Annotated in this window: 15 protein-coding genes; 1 reads left to right on the forward strand and 14 read right to left on the reverse strand. The window is 51.7% G+C overall.

The window, feature by feature from the left end; translation table 11 throughout:
* Positions 1 to 262 precede the first annotated feature (262 nt).
* The gene (locus ABCS64_RS06765) at positions 263 to 1,537 is read left to right on the forward strand and encodes an RHS domain-containing protein (protein ID WP_418891107.1); all 1,275 of its coding nucleotides are present in this window, start codon (positions 263 to 265) and stop codon (positions 1,535 to 1,537) included.
* A gap of 81 nt (positions 1,538 to 1,618) precedes the next feature.
* On the opposite strand, the gene ABCS64_RS06770 is transcribed toward ABCS64_RS06765, so the two are convergent.
* The 14 genes from ABCS64_RS06770 to ABCS64_RS06835 all read right to left on the reverse strand — a co-directional run bounded on the left by ABCS64_RS06770 (position 1,619) and on the right by ABCS64_RS06835 (position 16,264).
* On the reverse strand, positions 1,619 to 2,305 hold the full coding sequence (locus ABCS64_RS06770; protein WP_418891108.1) for an OmpA family protein: 687 nt from the start codon (positions 2,303 to 2,305) through the stop codon (positions 1,619 to 1,621).
* Between the two features lie 14 nt (positions 2,306 to 2,319).
* Positions 2,320 to 3,099 (reverse strand): type VI secretion system accessory protein TagJ, encoded by a 780-nt coding sequence (locus ABCS64_RS06775; protein WP_418891109.1) that lies wholly within the window; start codon positions 3,097 to 3,099, stop codon positions 2,320 to 2,322.
* A gap of 50 nt (positions 3,100 to 3,149) precedes the next feature.
* A complete protein-coding gene (gene tssE / locus ABCS64_RS06780) occupies positions 3,150 to 3,614 on the reverse strand; it encodes a type VI secretion system baseplate subunit TssE (protein WP_418891110.1) in 465 nt (154 codons plus the stop codon).
* Between the two features lie 35 nt (positions 3,615 to 3,649).
* A complete protein-coding gene (gene tagF, locus ABCS64_RS06785) occupies positions 3,650 to 4,330 on the reverse strand; it encodes a type VI secretion system-associated protein TagF (protein WP_418891111.1) in 681 nt (226 codons plus the stop codon).
* 21 nt (positions 4,331 to 4,351) lie between these two features.
* Positions 4,352 to 5,122 carry a PP2C family protein-serine/threonine phosphatase gene (locus ABCS64_RS06790; protein ID WP_418891112.1) on the reverse strand — a complete coding sequence of 257 codons (771 nt, stop codon included), beginning with the start codon at positions 5,120 to 5,122 and terminating at the stop codon, positions 4,352 to 4,354.
* Positions 5,119 to 6,999, reverse strand: coding sequence for a type VI secretion system-associated FHA domain protein TagH (gene tagH, locus ABCS64_RS06795; RefSeq protein ID WP_418891113.1), 1,881 nt, complete (start codon positions 6,997 to 6,999; stop codon positions 5,119 to 5,121). Before tagH ends, ABCS64_RS06790 begins: the two co-directional genes overlap by 4 nt.
* Positions 7,000 to 7,006: 7 nt before the next feature.
* Positions 7,007 to 7,588, reverse strand: a complete 582-nt coding sequence (locus ABCS64_RS06800; protein WP_418891114.1) for a hypothetical protein — start codon at positions 7,586 to 7,588, stop codon at positions 7,007 to 7,009.
* A 118-nt stretch (positions 7,589 to 7,706) separates the two neighbouring features.
* Positions 7,707 to 9,530, reverse strand: coding sequence for a serine/threonine protein kinase (locus tag ABCS64_RS06805; protein WP_418891115.1), 1,824 nt, complete (start codon positions 9,528 to 9,530; stop codon positions 7,707 to 7,709).
* Positions 9,531 to 9,542: 12 nt separating this feature from the next.
* Complete coding sequence (gene tssH / locus ABCS64_RS06810; RefSeq protein ID WP_418891116.1) at positions 9,543 to 12,353, reverse strand: type VI secretion system ATPase TssH; 2,811 nt, start codon at positions 12,351 to 12,353, stop codon at positions 9,543 to 9,545.
* 145 nt (positions 12,354 to 12,498) lie between these two features.
* On the reverse strand, positions 12,499 to 13,131 hold the full coding sequence (locus ABCS64_RS06815) for a GAD-like domain-containing protein (protein ID WP_418891117.1): 633 nt from the start codon (positions 13,129 to 13,131) through the stop codon (positions 12,499 to 12,501).
* Positions 13,132 to 13,172: 41 nt separating this feature from the next.
* The gene (locus ABCS64_RS06820; protein WP_418891118.1) at positions 13,173 to 13,514 is read right to left on the reverse strand and encodes a polymorphic toxin type 15 domain-containing protein; all 342 of its coding nucleotides are present in this window, start codon (positions 13,512 to 13,514) and stop codon (positions 13,173 to 13,175) included.
* Between the two features lie 207 nt (positions 13,515 to 13,721).
* On the reverse strand, positions 13,722 to 14,354 hold the full coding sequence (locus ABCS64_RS06825; RefSeq protein WP_418891119.1) for a GAD-like domain-containing protein: 633 nt from the start codon (positions 14,352 to 14,354) through the stop codon (positions 13,722 to 13,724).
* A 27-nt stretch (positions 14,355 to 14,381) separates the two neighbouring features.
* Positions 14,382 to 15,470: a polymorphic toxin type 15 domain-containing protein gene (locus tag ABCS64_RS06830; RefSeq protein WP_418891120.1), complete on the reverse strand. Its 1,089-nt coding sequence runs from the start codon at positions 15,468 to 15,470 to the stop codon at positions 14,382 to 14,384.
* On the reverse strand, positions 15,467 to 16,264 hold the full coding sequence (locus ABCS64_RS06835) for an ankyrin repeat domain-containing protein (protein ID WP_418891121.1): 798 nt from the start codon (positions 16,262 to 16,264) through the stop codon (positions 15,467 to 15,469). Before ABCS64_RS06835 ends, ABCS64_RS06830 begins: the two co-directional genes overlap by 4 nt.
* Positions 16,265 to 16,360: the final 96 nt, after the last annotated feature.

The raw sequence follows: 16,360 nt of genomic DNA on the forward strand, positions 1-16,360 counted from the left end.
AAGCACCGCTGAAACCCTCGTCAATAAAGGGCTGGCGGGCAGCGCCTCTGAAACCCCCGTCAACAGTAGGCTAGCGGGTGCCCTGCCCGGTGACAAACCACCCGAACCCAAACTCACCCCCCTGCACAGCGTTTGCTTTGCCTACGACGCACTCGGCCGCCTCATCGAAGAGCGCGCCACCGACGAAACCTGTGGTCAAACCCACACCCTGCGTTACGAACACGACGCCCTGGGCAACCGTACCCGTACCCTCCTGCCGACCTTGCCGGAAGAAGACGCACTGCGCGCGCTCAACTACCTCTACTACGGCTCCGGCCACCTGCACCAGATCAACTTCAGCCGTCAGGACGCAGGAGAAGAATCCCCTCGTCACCAGCTCATCGCCGACATCGAACGCGACGCCCTGCACCGGGAAACTGCCCGCAGCCAGGGGGCGCTACGCACCCGCTACGCCCTTGACCCCCTCGGCCGCCGCCTCGGCCTCTGGAGCCAAAGCGCTGACTTTAGTCCCGAACAACCCCTGGCCGCCAACGACGAAGGCTGGCTGCAGGCCCTTGCCCGTGCCGGGCAATCCATACACGCCCGTGCCGGGCAATCCACACACGCCCGCGCCGGGCAACACCCCTCCCCGGCCTCTCACCCGCTCGACGGACTACTGAAAGCCTATATCTACGACAAAGCCGGCGAATTGCGCCGCGTCCGTCACAGTTCTCAGGGCGATACCCTCTATGCTTATGACGCCACCGGCCGCATCACCAACAAGGCGACTTCAGTAAACACCATCAGCAACGAAGCCTTCGCCTACGACCCGGCCGGCAACCTGCTCGATCCATCTTCCCAAATGGCGCTCTCCCGGCGCACCCAACATCCGCAGGCCGGCTATGTGCGCGACAACCTCGTGCGCGTCTTCGAAGACAAACGCTTCTCCTACGACGGCTTTGGCCGCCTGATTGAAAAGAAGATTGGCCGGCATACGCGCCAGCGCTTCACCTGGGACGAAGAAGACCACCTCATTGCCGTCACCACCACCCGCCGCCCCGGCACAAAAGCCCAAAGCGAACAGACCGTCCGCTTCACCTACGATGCGCTGGGTCGGCGTATCAGCAAAACCGATGCCTTCGGCACGACCTTCTTCATCTGGGAAGGCATGCGCCTTATTGAAGAGCGACGGGGGCAGCACGTCATTACCTATGTCTATGAGCCGGGTTCCTATGTCCCGCTGGCAAGGCTCGATGCCACAGGCTTGCCCCGACAGAACGCCTCCCCTGAACCCCCCGTAGATAAAGGGCTGCAAGGCAACCTGCCCGGGCGTATTGGCTCCGGCCTGGCCGGAGACGCTCAATCCACGCGGGCTGCAGGGCAGCCCAAGCTCTGCGAGGTCTATTACTTCCACACCGACCAAGTTGGATTGCCGGAAGAGCTGACCAACGCCCAGGGACAGCGCATCTGGCAGGCGAGTTACAAGACCTGGGGCAATACGGTGCGGGAAGCGTGGGCGTACGCCAAAATCGACGGCTCCCCAATATTTAAAATCTAGGCACCATATGTCTTTATAGATAATTCTATTACCAATATCCAACTAATTGGATCTGGTCTATTTTGTTAAAAATTATAGTTTTTATAAACTTTTTTCAACTCCACTATCGGGAAGCGCTCTCGGTTCCTCATTAGTATCAGCTGAAGTTTTAGTGACCTCAGCCCCTGTAGGCGCCATGTCTTCTTGAGTCTGCTTTTCTGGTTGAGCGCTAGTTTCATCAAGAGATAAGAATATATCCACCCTGCGATTGACCGCACGACCTTCTGATGTATTGTTTTTGGCGATAGGTCGCTCAGAACCAAAACCATCATGGTTAATAGGTTGTTTTGCCCCATGCTCATGCAAATATCGGGAAACTGCTTCTGCCCATTGTTTCGATATCTGGATACTTCTCCTTGTATTTCCAGAATTATCTGTATGCCCAATAATATCTATTTTGATGGAATCATATCCTTCTATAGAGGCGAGGATGTGATTCAGTATTGAGGACATTTCTCTTGATATCTCATTCTTTTTGGAAATAAGAGAGCTTAGAGAACGGATCTGGATATAAATGGAAGAGTTTTCTATTTCTTGCACACGCAATCTGGCATCTGTGCGCAGTTTGGCAAGGAGCTCTGGCCTTGTCTCATCCCATCGTTCCATAGGGGATTTAACTATAACGATTTCCTTCTGTACTGGCTCTTCCTTTTGACCTTGTCCAAGTAGCTGACAGGCGGACAGCGCCATTAATGACGGAATCACCAAGAAAATTTTGATCTGATTCATTTTTTTATCTATCCTTATTTATTGACTGAGAATTTGATACTGTATGCCTGTTCTATAGGAAGCGTTGTTTGATCCGTAAACCATACGCGTTGCCCTATTCCTGTCCAAGCATCTTCCATCCCTGGTATTTCAAACCATTGAGTTGCATATTGATCCGACGGTATCTGCCCTTCCTTGACCGGGTAGCGCATAGGCATATGGCAAATACGTTCAACAATTTGCGCACCATGGCAATTAATTTTTATGGTCCTCCATAGCAAGTCAAGAGGCTGCTCAATTGGCTGGAACTGTATTTCATAAACCTGTTCCATTGGTACCCAATAATAGTTGCCTGCAATGATAACTTCAAAAATGGGGCCTAATCTGGAATCACCGTCGGCAAGCCATTCGAACGATTGGTTGCCGTTAAGAATTCCTGGATTTTCTTCTGCCTGTTCCAGGGCTTTTACACGCATATCTGCCGCAGCATGATAGTCAGCAGCCAAAGCATCGATTATGGTAGGTAACCATGCAGGCGGTGGTAAGACAAGATCCGGTTTTATTTTTCCGTTAAATACGGCTGTACGCAGATGTTCTGCTTGAATCAGGGTCTTGGCCAGGTACGCTGATGCCTGCCATTGTGGTTCTATCTGGCAGGCCGCCTGCATTTGCTGTAAGGCCTTGGTGTAATCGGCCATAAGCAGACGCAAATTGGCCAAAGCCATTCGGTGCGAGGCATTGAGCGGTTCAGCTTTGATACAGTTGGTGATGGCCTGTAACTGCTCCTGGAACCTGGAATTATCAAAAACTATCATGAAACACCTATATGACCAGAACTAAAAAAACTATTATTGCGGATGGAGAGTCATCCTGCGTCCTGTAAATGCATGGAACCAATTTCGCTATCCCATTGGGCACGAATTGTCATATCGATTGGATATGGTTCGAACCATAATGATGCTTCAATCCGAAATAGCGCCTTATTGTAGGCAAGAGCGCTTTCTGGTTCCCGAACGGTATGTACGGAGAGGGAATCTTTGATGATCCGTGGTTCAAAATAAAGAATCGCACGTTTGATTGCTTGAGAAACCCTAGATAAATCGGCATCAGTAAAATTAGCGCCTGCATATGAGGGGATGCCATAATTAAGCACGGATTTACTTACTTCAGGAAACTCACCCAAAGCAAGCTGGGAATATAGATTGGGGCAGTTCAGTAACCACTGTAAATCTCTGAGTACAGCCTGGCGATAGGTATTTCTGTTCATGTGCCGCGTATGCTTATTTTTTGTTTTACCTGGATCACTAAGCCGATCAAGCAAGGCAGGCATATGCATACTGCCTGAGTGTGGTTTGAACACAGTGCTCAAAAGAGACCACCCCCAAATAATAAGCGAAACAAGTCTTCATCAGGCTTGCCACTATGGATCACTTGACGTGGAGGCTGCTTGGGTGAAGGTTCTGCCCACCAGAAACAGCGATGGCTGCGATCCAGAAATGACTGAGGGAGGTCTGGCCAGGAGAACCAGCGTTTACGGGTATCGGGCATTACTTCATCAACGATACCAAGCTCGTTGAGAATGGTTGCAGCAGATTGTGCGTTAGTTTGTATTTGCCTCTGGGAAAAAAGAATATCGACACTTGAGAGAATTTCTTCGGCAGGGACCTGCTCACTGATTGAACGCCGTAAACTTGCGTCGACCTGATATAACCATGAGTCGACTGGCGGCAGCACTTCACGAATATATGTGCTTTCGAAAGAGCGCACGATTGCAAGCGGAGAATAGCGGCCAACTTTATCAATACTGGGAGCTATACAGCCTTGCAGCGCCTGGGATCCCCAAACTCCTCTGTTAAAAATGAAATGCCATACTGGTGTAACCAGGTAGGCATGTTGCCACTCCGCCGGATCATATCGCTCTAGTGCCAACATACCGTTGGAGAACCAAACGTACAGGTGATCCGACAGCTCTTTGGGTAAACCACGTACTACAAAATCCCCGGAGGCAGGAAGTTTTCCGAAATACCCAATAAAATGTTGCGCCATGAGTTGCTTTCCTCGTGTTTGCTAACTTAGGCGCTGAATGCGCGTAGCTTCTTCCTGATCGCCTAACCAAACCCCTAGTGCACTAAAATTATCCTGAGTTTCTGCCGAAGGTTCGGCGATGTATGCAAGCATATTTTGCAGCCATTGCTCAGAGCTGTTTGACAGACGTAATGTCATTTCCATGATGCCCTCATCCACACTTTCCCAGAATCCATCACTACATAAAAGAAAGGCATCTCCCATTTGAAGAGCAAGCGGCGCCTCACAAACAGTGCGATCCGGAATGTCTGTACTGCCTACAGAAGCATACAGCGTATTGCGCTCTGTGCTTCCGCGAGGTGTACCTTGTGTGAGACCAGCATCAATCATCGATTGCAAAATACTATGATCACGTGTGAGTGCATATGCACGACCTTTGCGCAAAAGATAGATTCGGCTATCACCTAAATGTGCCCAGTAAGCTTCCTTATGATCAACATCCAGAAGCAGGATCGCTAAGGTGGTATTCATATTTTTTTGGTCTGGATGCTGGCGACGCGCCTGATTCAAGGCTGTCCGGGCTGTTGCAATGCTTGCCTGAACCATTTCTCGGCTCACTGTCGGGGTGAGGGAGAAAGCTTTCAACACCTGTTGTACCACTGTCTTTGACGCTATTGCTCCCCCTTCGTGTCCACCAGCGCCGTCTGCCAGAACAAAACAGCCAATGGCCTCATTACCACAAAAACCTAGATAGTCTTCATTGATTTCGCGGCCGCCACGACCACTGAATTTGGAGACCGATAGACGCATCATTGGTCTCCTGCTGGTTTTACGATATGTTTGGGATCAAGTGATGCAGTCGCCTCGTCATAAGCTTTTAGAAAGGCCTGCCCAAAGAACTCTTGAAAGCGATCTTGCGCTTCATTCCGGGTAGTCTGGAAATAATTCTGGTACGCCTCCCAGAGACGGGCCTTGCGTGCTACGGGAAGCCCTAGAATTGAGCGGCTCTCAATAGTGGTATTTTCAATAACTTTTGGATCGAATTTATCCAGTACATGTTCAAGTGCTGAACGCATCCCAGAGACCAGCCCCATTTGATGTGCACGCAGATCCAGATAGGCGTTCTCCATGGCTTCTGTCGGTTGCATAAAACCTGGATAGGTTCGGCCGAGCAGGTACATAATGGCAACTTCACCATCAGGCGAGAATTTCAGAGGGTTATTACGTTCCGGGGCAATCAAGGTGACATTGGCCCGAACTTCACGCTTGATGACTGCACGTCCGGCCATCAGATCTACGGTGCCTTGGGCTGAGCAGCGTAGTAGTTTTCCAAGCAAATACATGAAATCTAGATCAAGTCCACAACGATCAGGGATTTCTTTTAGCCCTAAGCCTTTCAGTAAGGCCTGATACAGCTCTTTATTTTCCTGTTTCATCTGGTTGCTGGTAGACTCTTCAGGAACTTGAGATCTACTGGCAGGTTGCGTGGAGGCATTATCGGTTTCGAACAAGGACGACAGTAAAGACTCATTTGAGTTGGAGGACAGTTGCGTCTGAATATCCGGCACGGCATTGGAATTGTTTTGGGGAATTGTCGTCCCCAACAGATTGCCCAATGGATCATTTAAAACGTCGCGTATGTCCCCAGATGGTTCGTTCAAAAACTGTTGCAAAGGGTCATCTATAGGATCTTCTCCAGCAATCCCAGACAGGGATCCAGATAAGTTGTTGGTCTCATGATTGGTTGTTGCAGAAGATGCTTTCTTAGGATCTGGTTGATCAAGAGAGCCGTATCCGTCCGGAATGGGGGAAGTTTCTACAATCTGCTGCGGTGCAGATACTTTTTGGGGGACTTGGAAGATCTGTGCCAATCCAACGGCATCTTCACCAGCAGCCAGTGTGTCAGCTGGTGTATTTTGCTTCGTCAGATTTGACTCTTGGAAAGGGTTATCTCCACCATTGTTGAAAAAAGCCAGTGGGTCGACGACGCTGTTCGGCAGCATACTCGCGGGCAAGCCAGAAGTATCCTGTAATAAGTCTTTGGTGTGATCAATATCGTCATTGCTATGATTGATAAGGAGATCGCCTTTTTCTGTCAGATCACGCAATCCGACGCCATTGGCCTGCAATGTATGCATAGGATCGCTGTCATCATGTGAATCTGCGTCCAGGATGGCCTCTAGCGGATCATCCGCTAACATCGTAGGCGTTGTCTGATCTTGATGCGATAAGGTTGCGGGGCCAAGCAGATCAGTAATGAAATCGTCTATCGACTCAACAGCTACAGAGTTGGTTGGTACAGGAGACCGTAATACATCTGTTTTCTCTGATTGTGCGGGAGGAGAAATGCTGGAAAGATCCTTCTGCAACGGGTCCTCAAGTTGTACTTGTAATAAATAGCCACCAATATAAATCTTATCACCGGCCGACAACGCACAATTCTGACCAGGCCGAAGCTCGGCTGAATTGACATATACCATGTTAGCGCTACTAATATTAATAAGGCGATAACCACCACTGCCATCGGGGATGACGTGCAGATGTTGCCTGGAAATCAGGCGCATCGGATCCGGTAAGGACAGCGCATTATCTGGCCCACGCCCAATGGTTCCTCCCTCTGGAGGTATCGTTTTCGAGATGGGCACCACAGGTGCCAGATCGTTATAGGTGACAGCCTTGATTTCCAGCATAGCGCGCTCACTTCTTGCTGTTAGGAGTGGAATTCGTATTCGATTGAACTGTTTTCTGTGGCGTGACAGGTGTGCCCAGGCGAATGGTTATACGCTCATGTTGTTCTATCCAAATATCCGCCAGAAACGCGGGCGAATCTCGGTAGTCTACTTTTAGACGATATTTACCCGGGCTGATTAAGAATGCATGGCTAGAACTGCTTTCAGGAACGTTAACCTTATGTTCGTCTAGCCAAATATCCGCTGTTTCAGCGCTCAGGATGACAAAATGAGGCATGTCCGAAGCAATGTGCTCAAAATACACTTCTGGCTCTCTGCCTTGGTCAGCAGGTGATTGGCGTTGAATCTTTTCTCTGGAAAAGATGCTGCTCACATTTTCCCCCAGTCCTTGCCCTACTTGTATTATCTGCTGCTTCGCGGCAGTGGCGACACCCGCCATTGTGGTGGGAATCTTTCCCTGGGAAGCAGAACTTTGCTGTTGGGCAATACTGTTCAGGTTATCGCGCACATGATCAGAAATACCATCCATAAAATCCGTCTGATCGGCCGGCGCATCAAAAATGGTGCTGCAACCACTCAGCATTGCCATGCAGAAATAACTCATGCAATGAGCCACGTGGTGGAGTCTCATAACATAACCTCAAGGCAGATCCTGGCCATCACATAAACCCATGCTAGAAAATGTAGCCAGGCATTTTCGGACATAATCACTCCGCATCGTTTTTCTGAGTGAAATCATGGGAAACGCGTACCGTGCGACCTGCCCGGACATTAACTGTACGGCTATATGCCGTTGCGCTATCGTTGCGTATTTCTACTACGCTATCACCAGCGGGCGCATCCAGTGTTACCCGTGGCGGCGCGGTGCCAACCATTTCCCCGTTTACATAAACATCTCCCCAAGGCTTGGCTTCAACGACGATTTTCCCTGTCGCGGGGGAAGTATCTTCCTTTCGTACAGGTTCTGGTTTGTTCGCCTTCTTATCTGATTTCTCTGTGACTGTTTCCTCAGCAGTTGAACGAGACAAACTAAGTGCAGATTTTGATTTTGGTGGTTTATCTTCCTGCATTGCAGAGTCAGGCTGACGGTTAGAACGTTCATTTGCAATTACTACTGGCACATCTGACTCTACAAAACTCTTTTCCGCCTCGGCTTCAGCTTTGGATGCCGATGGTGACAATGTCGATACATTTTGAGCGCCTGTGGCCTCCGTGCGGGTTGTATCCTGATTCGTTTTATGTGGTGGCTTGTCAGGTAGCGTTGCCGGTTCCTCTGGTTGGTCTTTTTTTTCTATAACAGATGCTACCTTGAAGTCACTTGTTTCTTTGCCAGATATCTCCACATTTGGTGATGGTTTCGTGCCTGAAAATGGCGTCAGAAAGATATACCCGATTACACCTAAAACCATTGCAGCAGGGACCGCTGGCCATAACTTACCAGGCATTAATGGCTTAGATTGTTGTGGTATCGATTCTGTTGGGGTATCTGCCGGATGATGGACTACTTCCGCAACCGGAGCGGTCAATTCCGATGTCGGGGCTGCGACAGCGATATCAGCTGACAGATTCTGTTGATACATTCGATCCTTTTCAGTTGTAGCAAGAATCGGTGCTTGTGGTTTTTCGAGCAGATTCCGGAATGCCTCAATGGACTGTGGCCGATTCTCTGGCTGTATCTGTAACCCAGCATCAATAGCCGACAATATGCCTTGGGGCAAGGGCAACCGATCACTTTGATTGCTTAACGATACCAGTGGGTCGCGCATGATTCGAGCCACTGAAGCAGGAGGCGCTACACCGGTGATTAATTGATATGCGACAGCACAAAGTGCGTAAATATCTGTCCATGCTCCTTGTTGTTGAGCTGTTTCTTTACCGCCGTACTGTTCTATAGGCGCAAAGCCCGGTTTGAGAATAACAGTAGAATATTCCGTCTGATTGATTATTTCATGCCTGGCAGCGCCAAAGTCGAGCAATAGAGGGGAACCGCTGGATAGTATGATAATGTTGTCCGGGGAAATATCACGGTGATAGCAACCGACCTTGTGAACTTGTGACAGTCCATCCAGCAGGGGCATGATGATGTTGAACAACTCCGCCTGGCTTGTAACGCGGTAGCCCTTCTGAATTAATTCACGCAGGGTTTTTCCCTGGTAATAAGGCATGACGATATAGGCCGTCCCATTGCTTTTCCAGAAACGCAATACCTCGACCAGGTGAGGATTCCTGAACTGGGCCAGAATACGCGCTTCTGCAATAAAACTTTGCAGCCCTTTCTCGAACAATACTTCGTGTTCGGGGCCGCGCGGTTGAACCTTATTTTCTTGTACCCGGACAGCATGACTGATGGGTAGGAACTCCTTAATGGCAACATCCCGTCCCAGCGCAGTGTCCTTGGCAAGATAGACAATTCCGAAGCCACCGTCACCGAGTACTGCCTGGATTTCGTACTCATATAAATGGGTCCCTATCGGTAGGCTATTGGCAGGCACAGGTATATAAGTACCTACGGACTCTTGTGGACTTGCCATGATGCACATTCCTTATTTACCGGATATCTCTGGATGTTGTTGGTTTGCTGCTGCCATATTGGCATTCGATTTATCCTGCCTAGCAGGTTCTGTCTCAAACTGGTAGATAAAATTTCCGCCAGATGCCTTAAGGTTAATACGACGAAGTATTTCACCCTGCATGACACCCTGTAAATATCTGCGGCTGATTTCTGGCAATACTGTATTAGTAAGGACAGCATCAATCATGCGCCCTCCAGTGTCAGTTGCGTTACATCTTGAAATTACCTCCTGTATAGCATCATCATCATAGGAAAATTTAGCTGCGTGAGAAGCAGCAATTCGCTGACGGATCCGCTCGAATTGCAATTTAACAATATTTACCAAGGTTTCTTGACTCAATGGCAGATAAGGAACGGTTATCAGACGTCCAAGCAATGCCGGCGGAAATATTTCCATTAACGGTTTACTCAATGCCTCATTAATTTTCTGGGCATCCGGAATCAAATCCGGATCGCCACACAGGGTGTTGATAATATCGGTACCTGCATTGGAGGTAAGGATAATGACAGTGTTGCGAAAGTCGATTTCACGTCCTTCACCATCCTCCATACGACCTTTATCAAATACCTGGAAAAAGATCTCGTGTACGTCAGGATGCGCTTTTTCCACTTCATCGAGCAACACAACGCTATAAGGACGGCGGCGTACAGCTTCCGTGAGAACGCCACCTTCTCCATACCCAACATAACCAGGAGGCGCCCCCTTGAGTGTCGAAACTGTATGGGCTTCCTGAAACTCACTCATGTTAATGGTGATCAGATTTTGCTCTCCGCCATAGAGAAATTCGGCCAGCGCCAATGCCGTTTCTGTTTTGCCCACACCAGAAGGGCCACATAACATGAAAACTCCAATTGGTTTGGCAGGATTATCTAATTTGGCGCGAGCCGTCTGGATACGACGTGCGATGGTTTCCAACCCATCGCGTTGTCCAATGACTCTGCGTTCCAGATTATCAGCCAGATTCAGCACTGCTTGTGCCTCATTGCGCAACATCCTGCCGACAGGGATTCCTGTCCAGTCGGCAACTACGGCAGCAACCACCTGTTCGTCTACTGCAGCAAATATTAATGACTCCTCTCCACGCATAGCCTGTAATTGGCGCTCAAGCTCCTGTACCTGCGCCAGCAAATCTGAGGGCAACGGCTGTGCAGTATTATCCTTATCCTCAGTGACTAAAATTTTTTCCTGAGAATCTGGCATATCACCGGATTCAGCATCCTGACCATGCTGTAATGATTCTGCCAGCTTATCCCGCAAGCTAATTATTTGTCCAATCAGTTCTTTTTCTCGCACCCACCGGGATTGGAGTACATCGGCCTCCTGCTTTGATTGCGCCAATAGGTGCTGCAGTTCCGCGATGCGTTTTCCATTGGCAATTCCCTGGATTTCCTCTCTCTGGAGCATTTGCAGTTCATGGTCCAGGGTGCTGATTTTACGTAAGCAGTCTTCAAGCTGAGCCGGAGTGGTATGTTGGCTCACGGCCACGCGCGCTGCCGCAGTATCAAGCAACGCTACAGCCTTATCAGGCAATTGACGAGCTGGAATATAACGATGCGATAGAGAAACAGCCGCCCGTAATGCACTATCAAGTACTCGCACCCCGTGGTGCTCTTGCAAGGCGGCGGCAATACCGCGCAGCATCGCTGTTGCCTGTTCTTCGTCCGGTTCGCCAACCTGTACAACCTGAAAACGGCGCGTCAGTGCAGGATCTTTTTCAATATACTTTTTATATTCGCTCCAGGTCGTGGCGCCAATGGTGCGTAAGCTGCCACGCGCCAGCATCGGTTTAAGCAAATTGGCCGCATCACCCGTTCCCGCCGCGCCGCCAGCGCCGATCAGCGTGTGTACCTCATCAATGAACAGGATAATAGGTTGTTCGGAGTGCTGCACTTCCTCAATAAGCTGGCGCAGACGTTGCTCAAATTCCCCCTTCATACTGGCGCCTGCCTGAAGCAGGCCGATATCCAGTACGCGCAACTGTACGCCCTGCAATGCAGGCGGTACATCACCATTAGCAATGCGTAGCGCAAATCCCTCAACCACGGCAGTTTTACCTACTCCTGCCTCACCGGTGAGGATCGGGTTGTTCTGACGGCGACGCATCAAAATATCAATGATCTGACGGATTTCTCCATCACGACCGGTAATCGTATCAAGCTCACCCTTTCTGGCGCGTTCAGTCAAGTCCTGCGTATATCTGTTCAGTGCTTCCTTTTTACCCAACGCTGCGGGCGCCATGGCTCCCGACACCTCACCGGGACCCGTAGCCTCTCCCAATGTACTCATTGTCGTATCAAGACTAGCCTCGGGACTCTGTGCGGTAATTGCTGGCAGATTCTCCTGCAAATCATCGACATCAATGCGCGCCCATTCACGGGATAATTGCAGTGTTACTTCTCTTAACTGCGGATGGTTTAGCAAGGCCAGAAGTAAATTGCCACTGCGAATAACTGTTCGCCCAAAAACCAGTGAGGCGTTGATCCATGCGCGCTCTACCGCCAGATCAATATCACCCGAAAGATCTTCTATAGCCAATGCCCCGCTGGGAAGCTGCTCCAGGCGCTGCAAGATATCATTGGCCAGTTTTCCACCGTCAACACCATAATGGCGTCCAATATGATGCAGATCGCTATCGTCGAGCAAGACGATTTGATAGAGCCAGTGGCTGACATCAACTATGGGATTGCCTCTGAGTTTTGCAAAAACCGTTGCGGATTCAATCGCTTTATAAAGAACAGGATTAAGCTTACCGAAAAGAGAGACCCGACTGATCCTAGCCATAAACCCTCACGAAATAGTAATAAAAAAGTTGCATCAATGATCTTGCAAGTAACCTATTATAAATTGCTGCCTCAGAAATGAAATCTACTGTCGGACTTGGTTGTTGAAAAAATCATTGGATACCGCTCACCCAAACGGGTAAGTGTTATTTATAGATATCCGCATACTCCATGACGCCCTTGAGTTCGCCGGTGATCTGGCGGAGCATGGAGAGGTAGGCAAAGGCATCGACCTTCTGCAGCTTGGCGTAGTCGCGACTGCCGCCCAGCGGCAGCGCCGGCACATAACCGAGCATCTCCTGCGGCCCAAAGGGGGCGTGACGATGAAAAACGTCGAGGAAATCTTCTCGGTCTGTGCTGGGAAAAAACTTGTCTGGCTGAATCATAAAAAGCGATTTTATACACGTCTCGAGTGAGCATTCTGGATATTCTCTGTCCCCAATAAATCCTCCGTCTAGTGTCATGAGAAGAGGACTAAATCCATAATGTATCCCTAACAATTCAAACTCCCCATACACCCCTTTCATCACCGGGATAAAGACATCGAGCTGTTCCAGTTCGGTGCCCTTGATCCACTCATCAATGAGCGGCTTCCATTCCAGCGGGTTGCACAGGCTCATCAGCCCGTCCTTGAAGACCGAAAAGCCCAGGTGTCGCCAGTAGTTGATCAAGAGCGGCGGCACGCTCGGCGCCAGCTGCGCGAGCACGGCTTCGTCCGCTTCGATCCGCTGCGTGGGTTCGCCCCAGTCTTCCAGAAAGCCTTCCAGATATTCGTCCATGTGCAAGTCCTTGGGTGTGTGTTTATGTTCGTGTCTGCCGCTCATTTCGGGCAGCGGGTGAGTTTAACGTTCATGGCGGCGGTTTCGCCCAGTTCGCCGAAGGCTTCCCTGGCCGCTGCGTCAAGTCCGGCCACGCGCGTGTTCTGCGGCCACTGGCTGCCGATGGAGCGGTTGGCCGAGGCGTTGCCCATGCCGGTCGGCGTCGGACTGTGGTAGCCACCAGCCACCATGTCCGGCGTGTGCAATGCGTCCAGCCCTTTCATCATGTCCGCAGCTTCGCGGGCGGCTTGCCCCGAACCCCACGTAAAACGGGCGTTTCCGGAGGCGCTGCCCGCTAGCCCACTATTTACGCGGGTTTCCGGCCGCCTTGCCCGCCAGCCCACTATTTACGCGGGTTTCCGGCCTGCCTGCCCGCAAACGCCCGATTGACGCGGGCTTCAAGCCGACGGATGATTCTGTTCCAGTACGTCCGACCGTTTCATTCCTGAGCCGCGCTATCTGCGGCAGTACGCCTTGTCCGGTTGCCCGAAACCCTCCGCCATGCGGCTTTACGGTAGTTCAAGAGAGTCATCCGGACAGGTCACGACCGGCTATTTGTAAATGTCGGCATATTCCATGACGCCCTTGAGTTCGCCGGTGATCTGGCGAAGCATGGAGAGGTAGGCAAAGGCATCAACCTTCTGCAGCTTGGCGTAATCGCGACTGCCGCCCAGCGGCAGCGCCGGCACATAACCGAGCATCTCCTGCGGCCCAAAGGGGGCGTGACGATGAAAAACCTGCATAAAATCGTCAGGGTCAGTTGCAGGAAGGAAATCGTCAGGCTGGGTCATGAATAACACTTTAATGACAACGTCCAGTGGAATTTCCGGAATCTCGCGCGAACCGATGTAACCTCCATTGACCGTGGACAGCTTCGGCCTGAAACCGTAATTGATGCCAAAGAGTTTAAACTCCCCATACACCCCTTTCATCACCGGGATAAAGACATCGAGCTGTTCGAGTTCGGTGCCCTTGAGCCACTCATCGATGAGCGGCTTCCATTCCAGCGGGTTGCACAGGCTCATCAGCCCGTCCTTGAAGACCGAAAAGCCCAGGTGACGCCAGTAGTCGATCAAGAGCGGCGGCACGCTCGGCGCCAGCTGCGCGAGCACGGCTTCGTCCGCTTCGATCCGCTGCGTGGGTTCGCCCCACTGTTTCAGAAAGTATTGGGGAATGGCAGGCATAACTTTAATCCTTCGTGCAATGGCGGTTTATTTGAGACAGCGGGTGAGTTTAACGTTCATGGCGGCGGTTTCGCCCAGTTCGCCGAAGGCTTCCCTGGCCGCTGCGTCAAGTCCGGCCACGCGCGTGTTCTGCGGCCACTGGCTGCCGATGGAGCGGTTGGCCGAGGCGTTGCCCATGCCGGTCGGCGTCGGACTGTGGTAGCCCCCAGCCACCATGTCCGGCGTGTGCAATGCATCCAGCCCTTTCATCATGTCCGCAGCTTCGCGGGCGGCCTGTGTTGCGGCAAGCTCTTCATCCATGCCGGAGAGGATTTTTTGGTCTTGAAGTTTTTGCTGTTGCTCTTTTTGGAACTTTTCCCTAAACCGGGCAACTTCAGCCGCCGCATCCGGATGCCGTCCGAAGCGCTGATAGGCCTCCCGCGCCGTGAGGTAGTCGCCGACGCTCATCTGGTTGAGGGCGTCCTGCTGGGCTTTGAGCTGACGGTCGTATTCGATGTCGCTGGCGCGGTTGCCTTTGCCTTTCCTGAAACAGGGTACTTCGTGTTCTTTCATCCGCTTTCTGAGGATGTAGCCGCCGGCTTCGTCTGCATGCCGGCTGATGGCTTGTGCGCTTTCCCGGCTGCCCTTGGCGGCCGCTTCCGCGACCTTGCCCGGGACTTTGGCGCTCTTGACGGCCGCTTCGACGGCGTCGTTTGTCCGTTTCGCAGCCTTGATCGTGGTGGCGCCCCAGCCGGCGAAGGGAATGGCGGCCGCCGCGCTCAGGCTGGCGTTGATCTTATCGCCTTCGGCCAGGTAGATGCCGGCGTTGATGAGGTCGGCGCCTTCGCCTAATACGGGCACAAGACCGGCAACGTCGAGGATGCCGTGCAGGGTATCTGATCCCCAGCGTTGCCACCAGTCTTGTTCGGCTTCGGTTTCGGCGCCGCCGGAAGGGTTGGTGTTGTTCCCGGCCGGGGCGCTTTGTGTTTTGGGGAGAATGATGCCGGTGGTGTTGGCGTAGGGGCCGGGCATGGCGTAGCCGTTGGGGTGGATGCGGCTGCGGCGTATCAGCGGTGGGATAGCCGATCCATTATTGGGTGCGGTGCCGTCAGCTTCAGGAGAATTGGTTGAACTCATGGTGAATACAGGCAATGAAAGAATATGGGTAAAACATCGCGCCGCAGGGGTTTCATGGCTAGCGCGGCTGTCCTTTGGGAACGACGACCTTCTCGCCGCGCGCGCATCTGGTCGCGCACCTCAAGCGGCGGCAGCGGCGGCCACTTCGCCCCTTTTTTGATGAGCAGATCGCGCAGGCCGACAAACTTCAGCTGAATGGGGTTGCCCGGGCGCATCTCCTTGATCGATTCGCTGATTGCCCAGGCGGGCGTGACGCCATTAACCGTCGCCGCATTGAAGTCAGCGCCGTGTTCGATCAAATAGGCGGCAATATCCGGTTCTATGCGGTTAATGGATTTATACAACGCCGTGCCGCCGATGTTGTCGCGGTCATTGATGCGCGTGCCGCGCGAAAGCAGCAGCTTGACGTGCTCCAGCCCGCCAGCAACGCCGCGCTGGAGCATCAGTGTGTAGTTGTCCGGGCGCTTGTAGTTGGGATCCAACCCGCCGTCAAGCATAGCCTTCAGATAGCGGATATCGTCGTGCTTCATAAAGGCTGCATCAAGCGCACTGCCCAGCCCTTCGGCAATCTGGGTGTCCGGATTGACGCCCAGGCGAATCAAGGCGCTGATGGCGTCAAATTTTTCGTGGAGGATGGCGAACCAGATCAGGCTCATGTCCTTCTCGCCCTTGAGCGTTAAGTCCTGCCCCTGGGCGAGGCGTTCAAGGCGGGGGATGTCGTTGGCCTCAATGGCTTTCGCCATTTCCAGATAATGGCCGCGGAAGAAGGTGGTAGCGGGATATTTGGCAGACATAAGCGGAGTTCCTTGACTTGATGAGGTCGGCAAACACGCGGCCATGAGGACGCAAAACAGGCCACCACAGAGCAAGCCAAATGTCAGGGAACACCG

It is taken from the genome of Dentiradicibacter hellwigii, assembly GCF_041770905.1.
Taxonomy (GTDB): domain Bacteria; phylum Pseudomonadota; class Gammaproteobacteria; order Burkholderiales; family Rhodocyclaceae; genus Propionivibrio; species Propionivibrio hellwigii.

What these genes read in the sequence shown, in the direction of transcription:
- ABCS64_RS06770 (WP_418891108.1), bottom strand. Translation starts at nt 2,305, where the DNA reads ATGAATCAGATCAAAATTTTCTTGGTGATTCCGTCATTAATGGCGCTG.
- ABCS64_RS06775 (WP_418891109.1), bottom strand. Translation starts at nt 3,099, where the DNA reads ATGATAGTTTTTGATAATTCCAGGTTCCAGGAGCAGTTACAGGCCATC.
- tssE (WP_418891110.1), bottom strand. Translation starts at nt 3,614, where the DNA reads ATGCCTGCCTTGCTTGATCGGCTTAGTGATCCAGGTAAAACAAAAAAT.
- tagF (WP_418891111.1), bottom strand. Translation starts at nt 4,330, where the DNA reads ATGGCGCAACATTTTATTGGGTATTTCGGAAAACTTCCTGCCTCCGGG.
- ABCS64_RS06790 (WP_418891112.1), bottom strand. Translation starts at nt 5,122, where the DNA reads ATGATGCGTCTATCGGTCTCCAAATTCAGTGGTCGTGGCGGCCGCGAA.
- tagH (WP_418891113.1), bottom strand. Translation starts at nt 6,999, where the DNA reads ATGCTGGAAATCAAGGCTGTCACCTATAACGATCTGGCACCTGTGGTG.
- ABCS64_RS06800 (WP_418891114.1), bottom strand. Translation starts at nt 7,588, where the DNA reads ATGGCAATGCTGAGTGGTTGCAGCACCATTTTTGATGCGCCGGCCGAT.
- ABCS64_RS06805 (WP_418891115.1), bottom strand. Translation starts at nt 9,530, where the DNA reads ATGGCAAGTCCACAAGAGTCCGTAGGTACTTATATACCTGTGCCTGCC.
- tssH (WP_418891116.1), bottom strand. Translation starts at nt 12,353, where the DNA reads ATGGCTAGGATCAGTCGGGTCTCTCTTTTCGGTAAGCTTAATCCTGTT.
- ABCS64_RS06815 (WP_418891117.1), bottom strand. Translation starts at nt 13,131, where the DNA reads ATGGACGAATATCTGGAAGGCTTTCTGGAAGACTGGGGCGAACCCACG.
- ABCS64_RS06825 (WP_418891119.1), bottom strand. Translation starts at nt 14,354, where the DNA reads ATGCCTGCCATTCCCCAATACTTTCTGAAACAGTGGGGCGAACCCACG.
- ABCS64_RS06830 (WP_418891120.1), bottom strand. Translation starts at nt 15,470, where the DNA reads ATGAGTTCAACCAATTCTCCTGAAGCTGACGGCACCGCACCCAATAAT.
- ABCS64_RS06835 (WP_418891121.1), bottom strand. Translation starts at nt 16,264, where the DNA reads ATGTCTGCCAAATATCCCGCTACCACCTTCTTCCGCGGCCATTATCTG.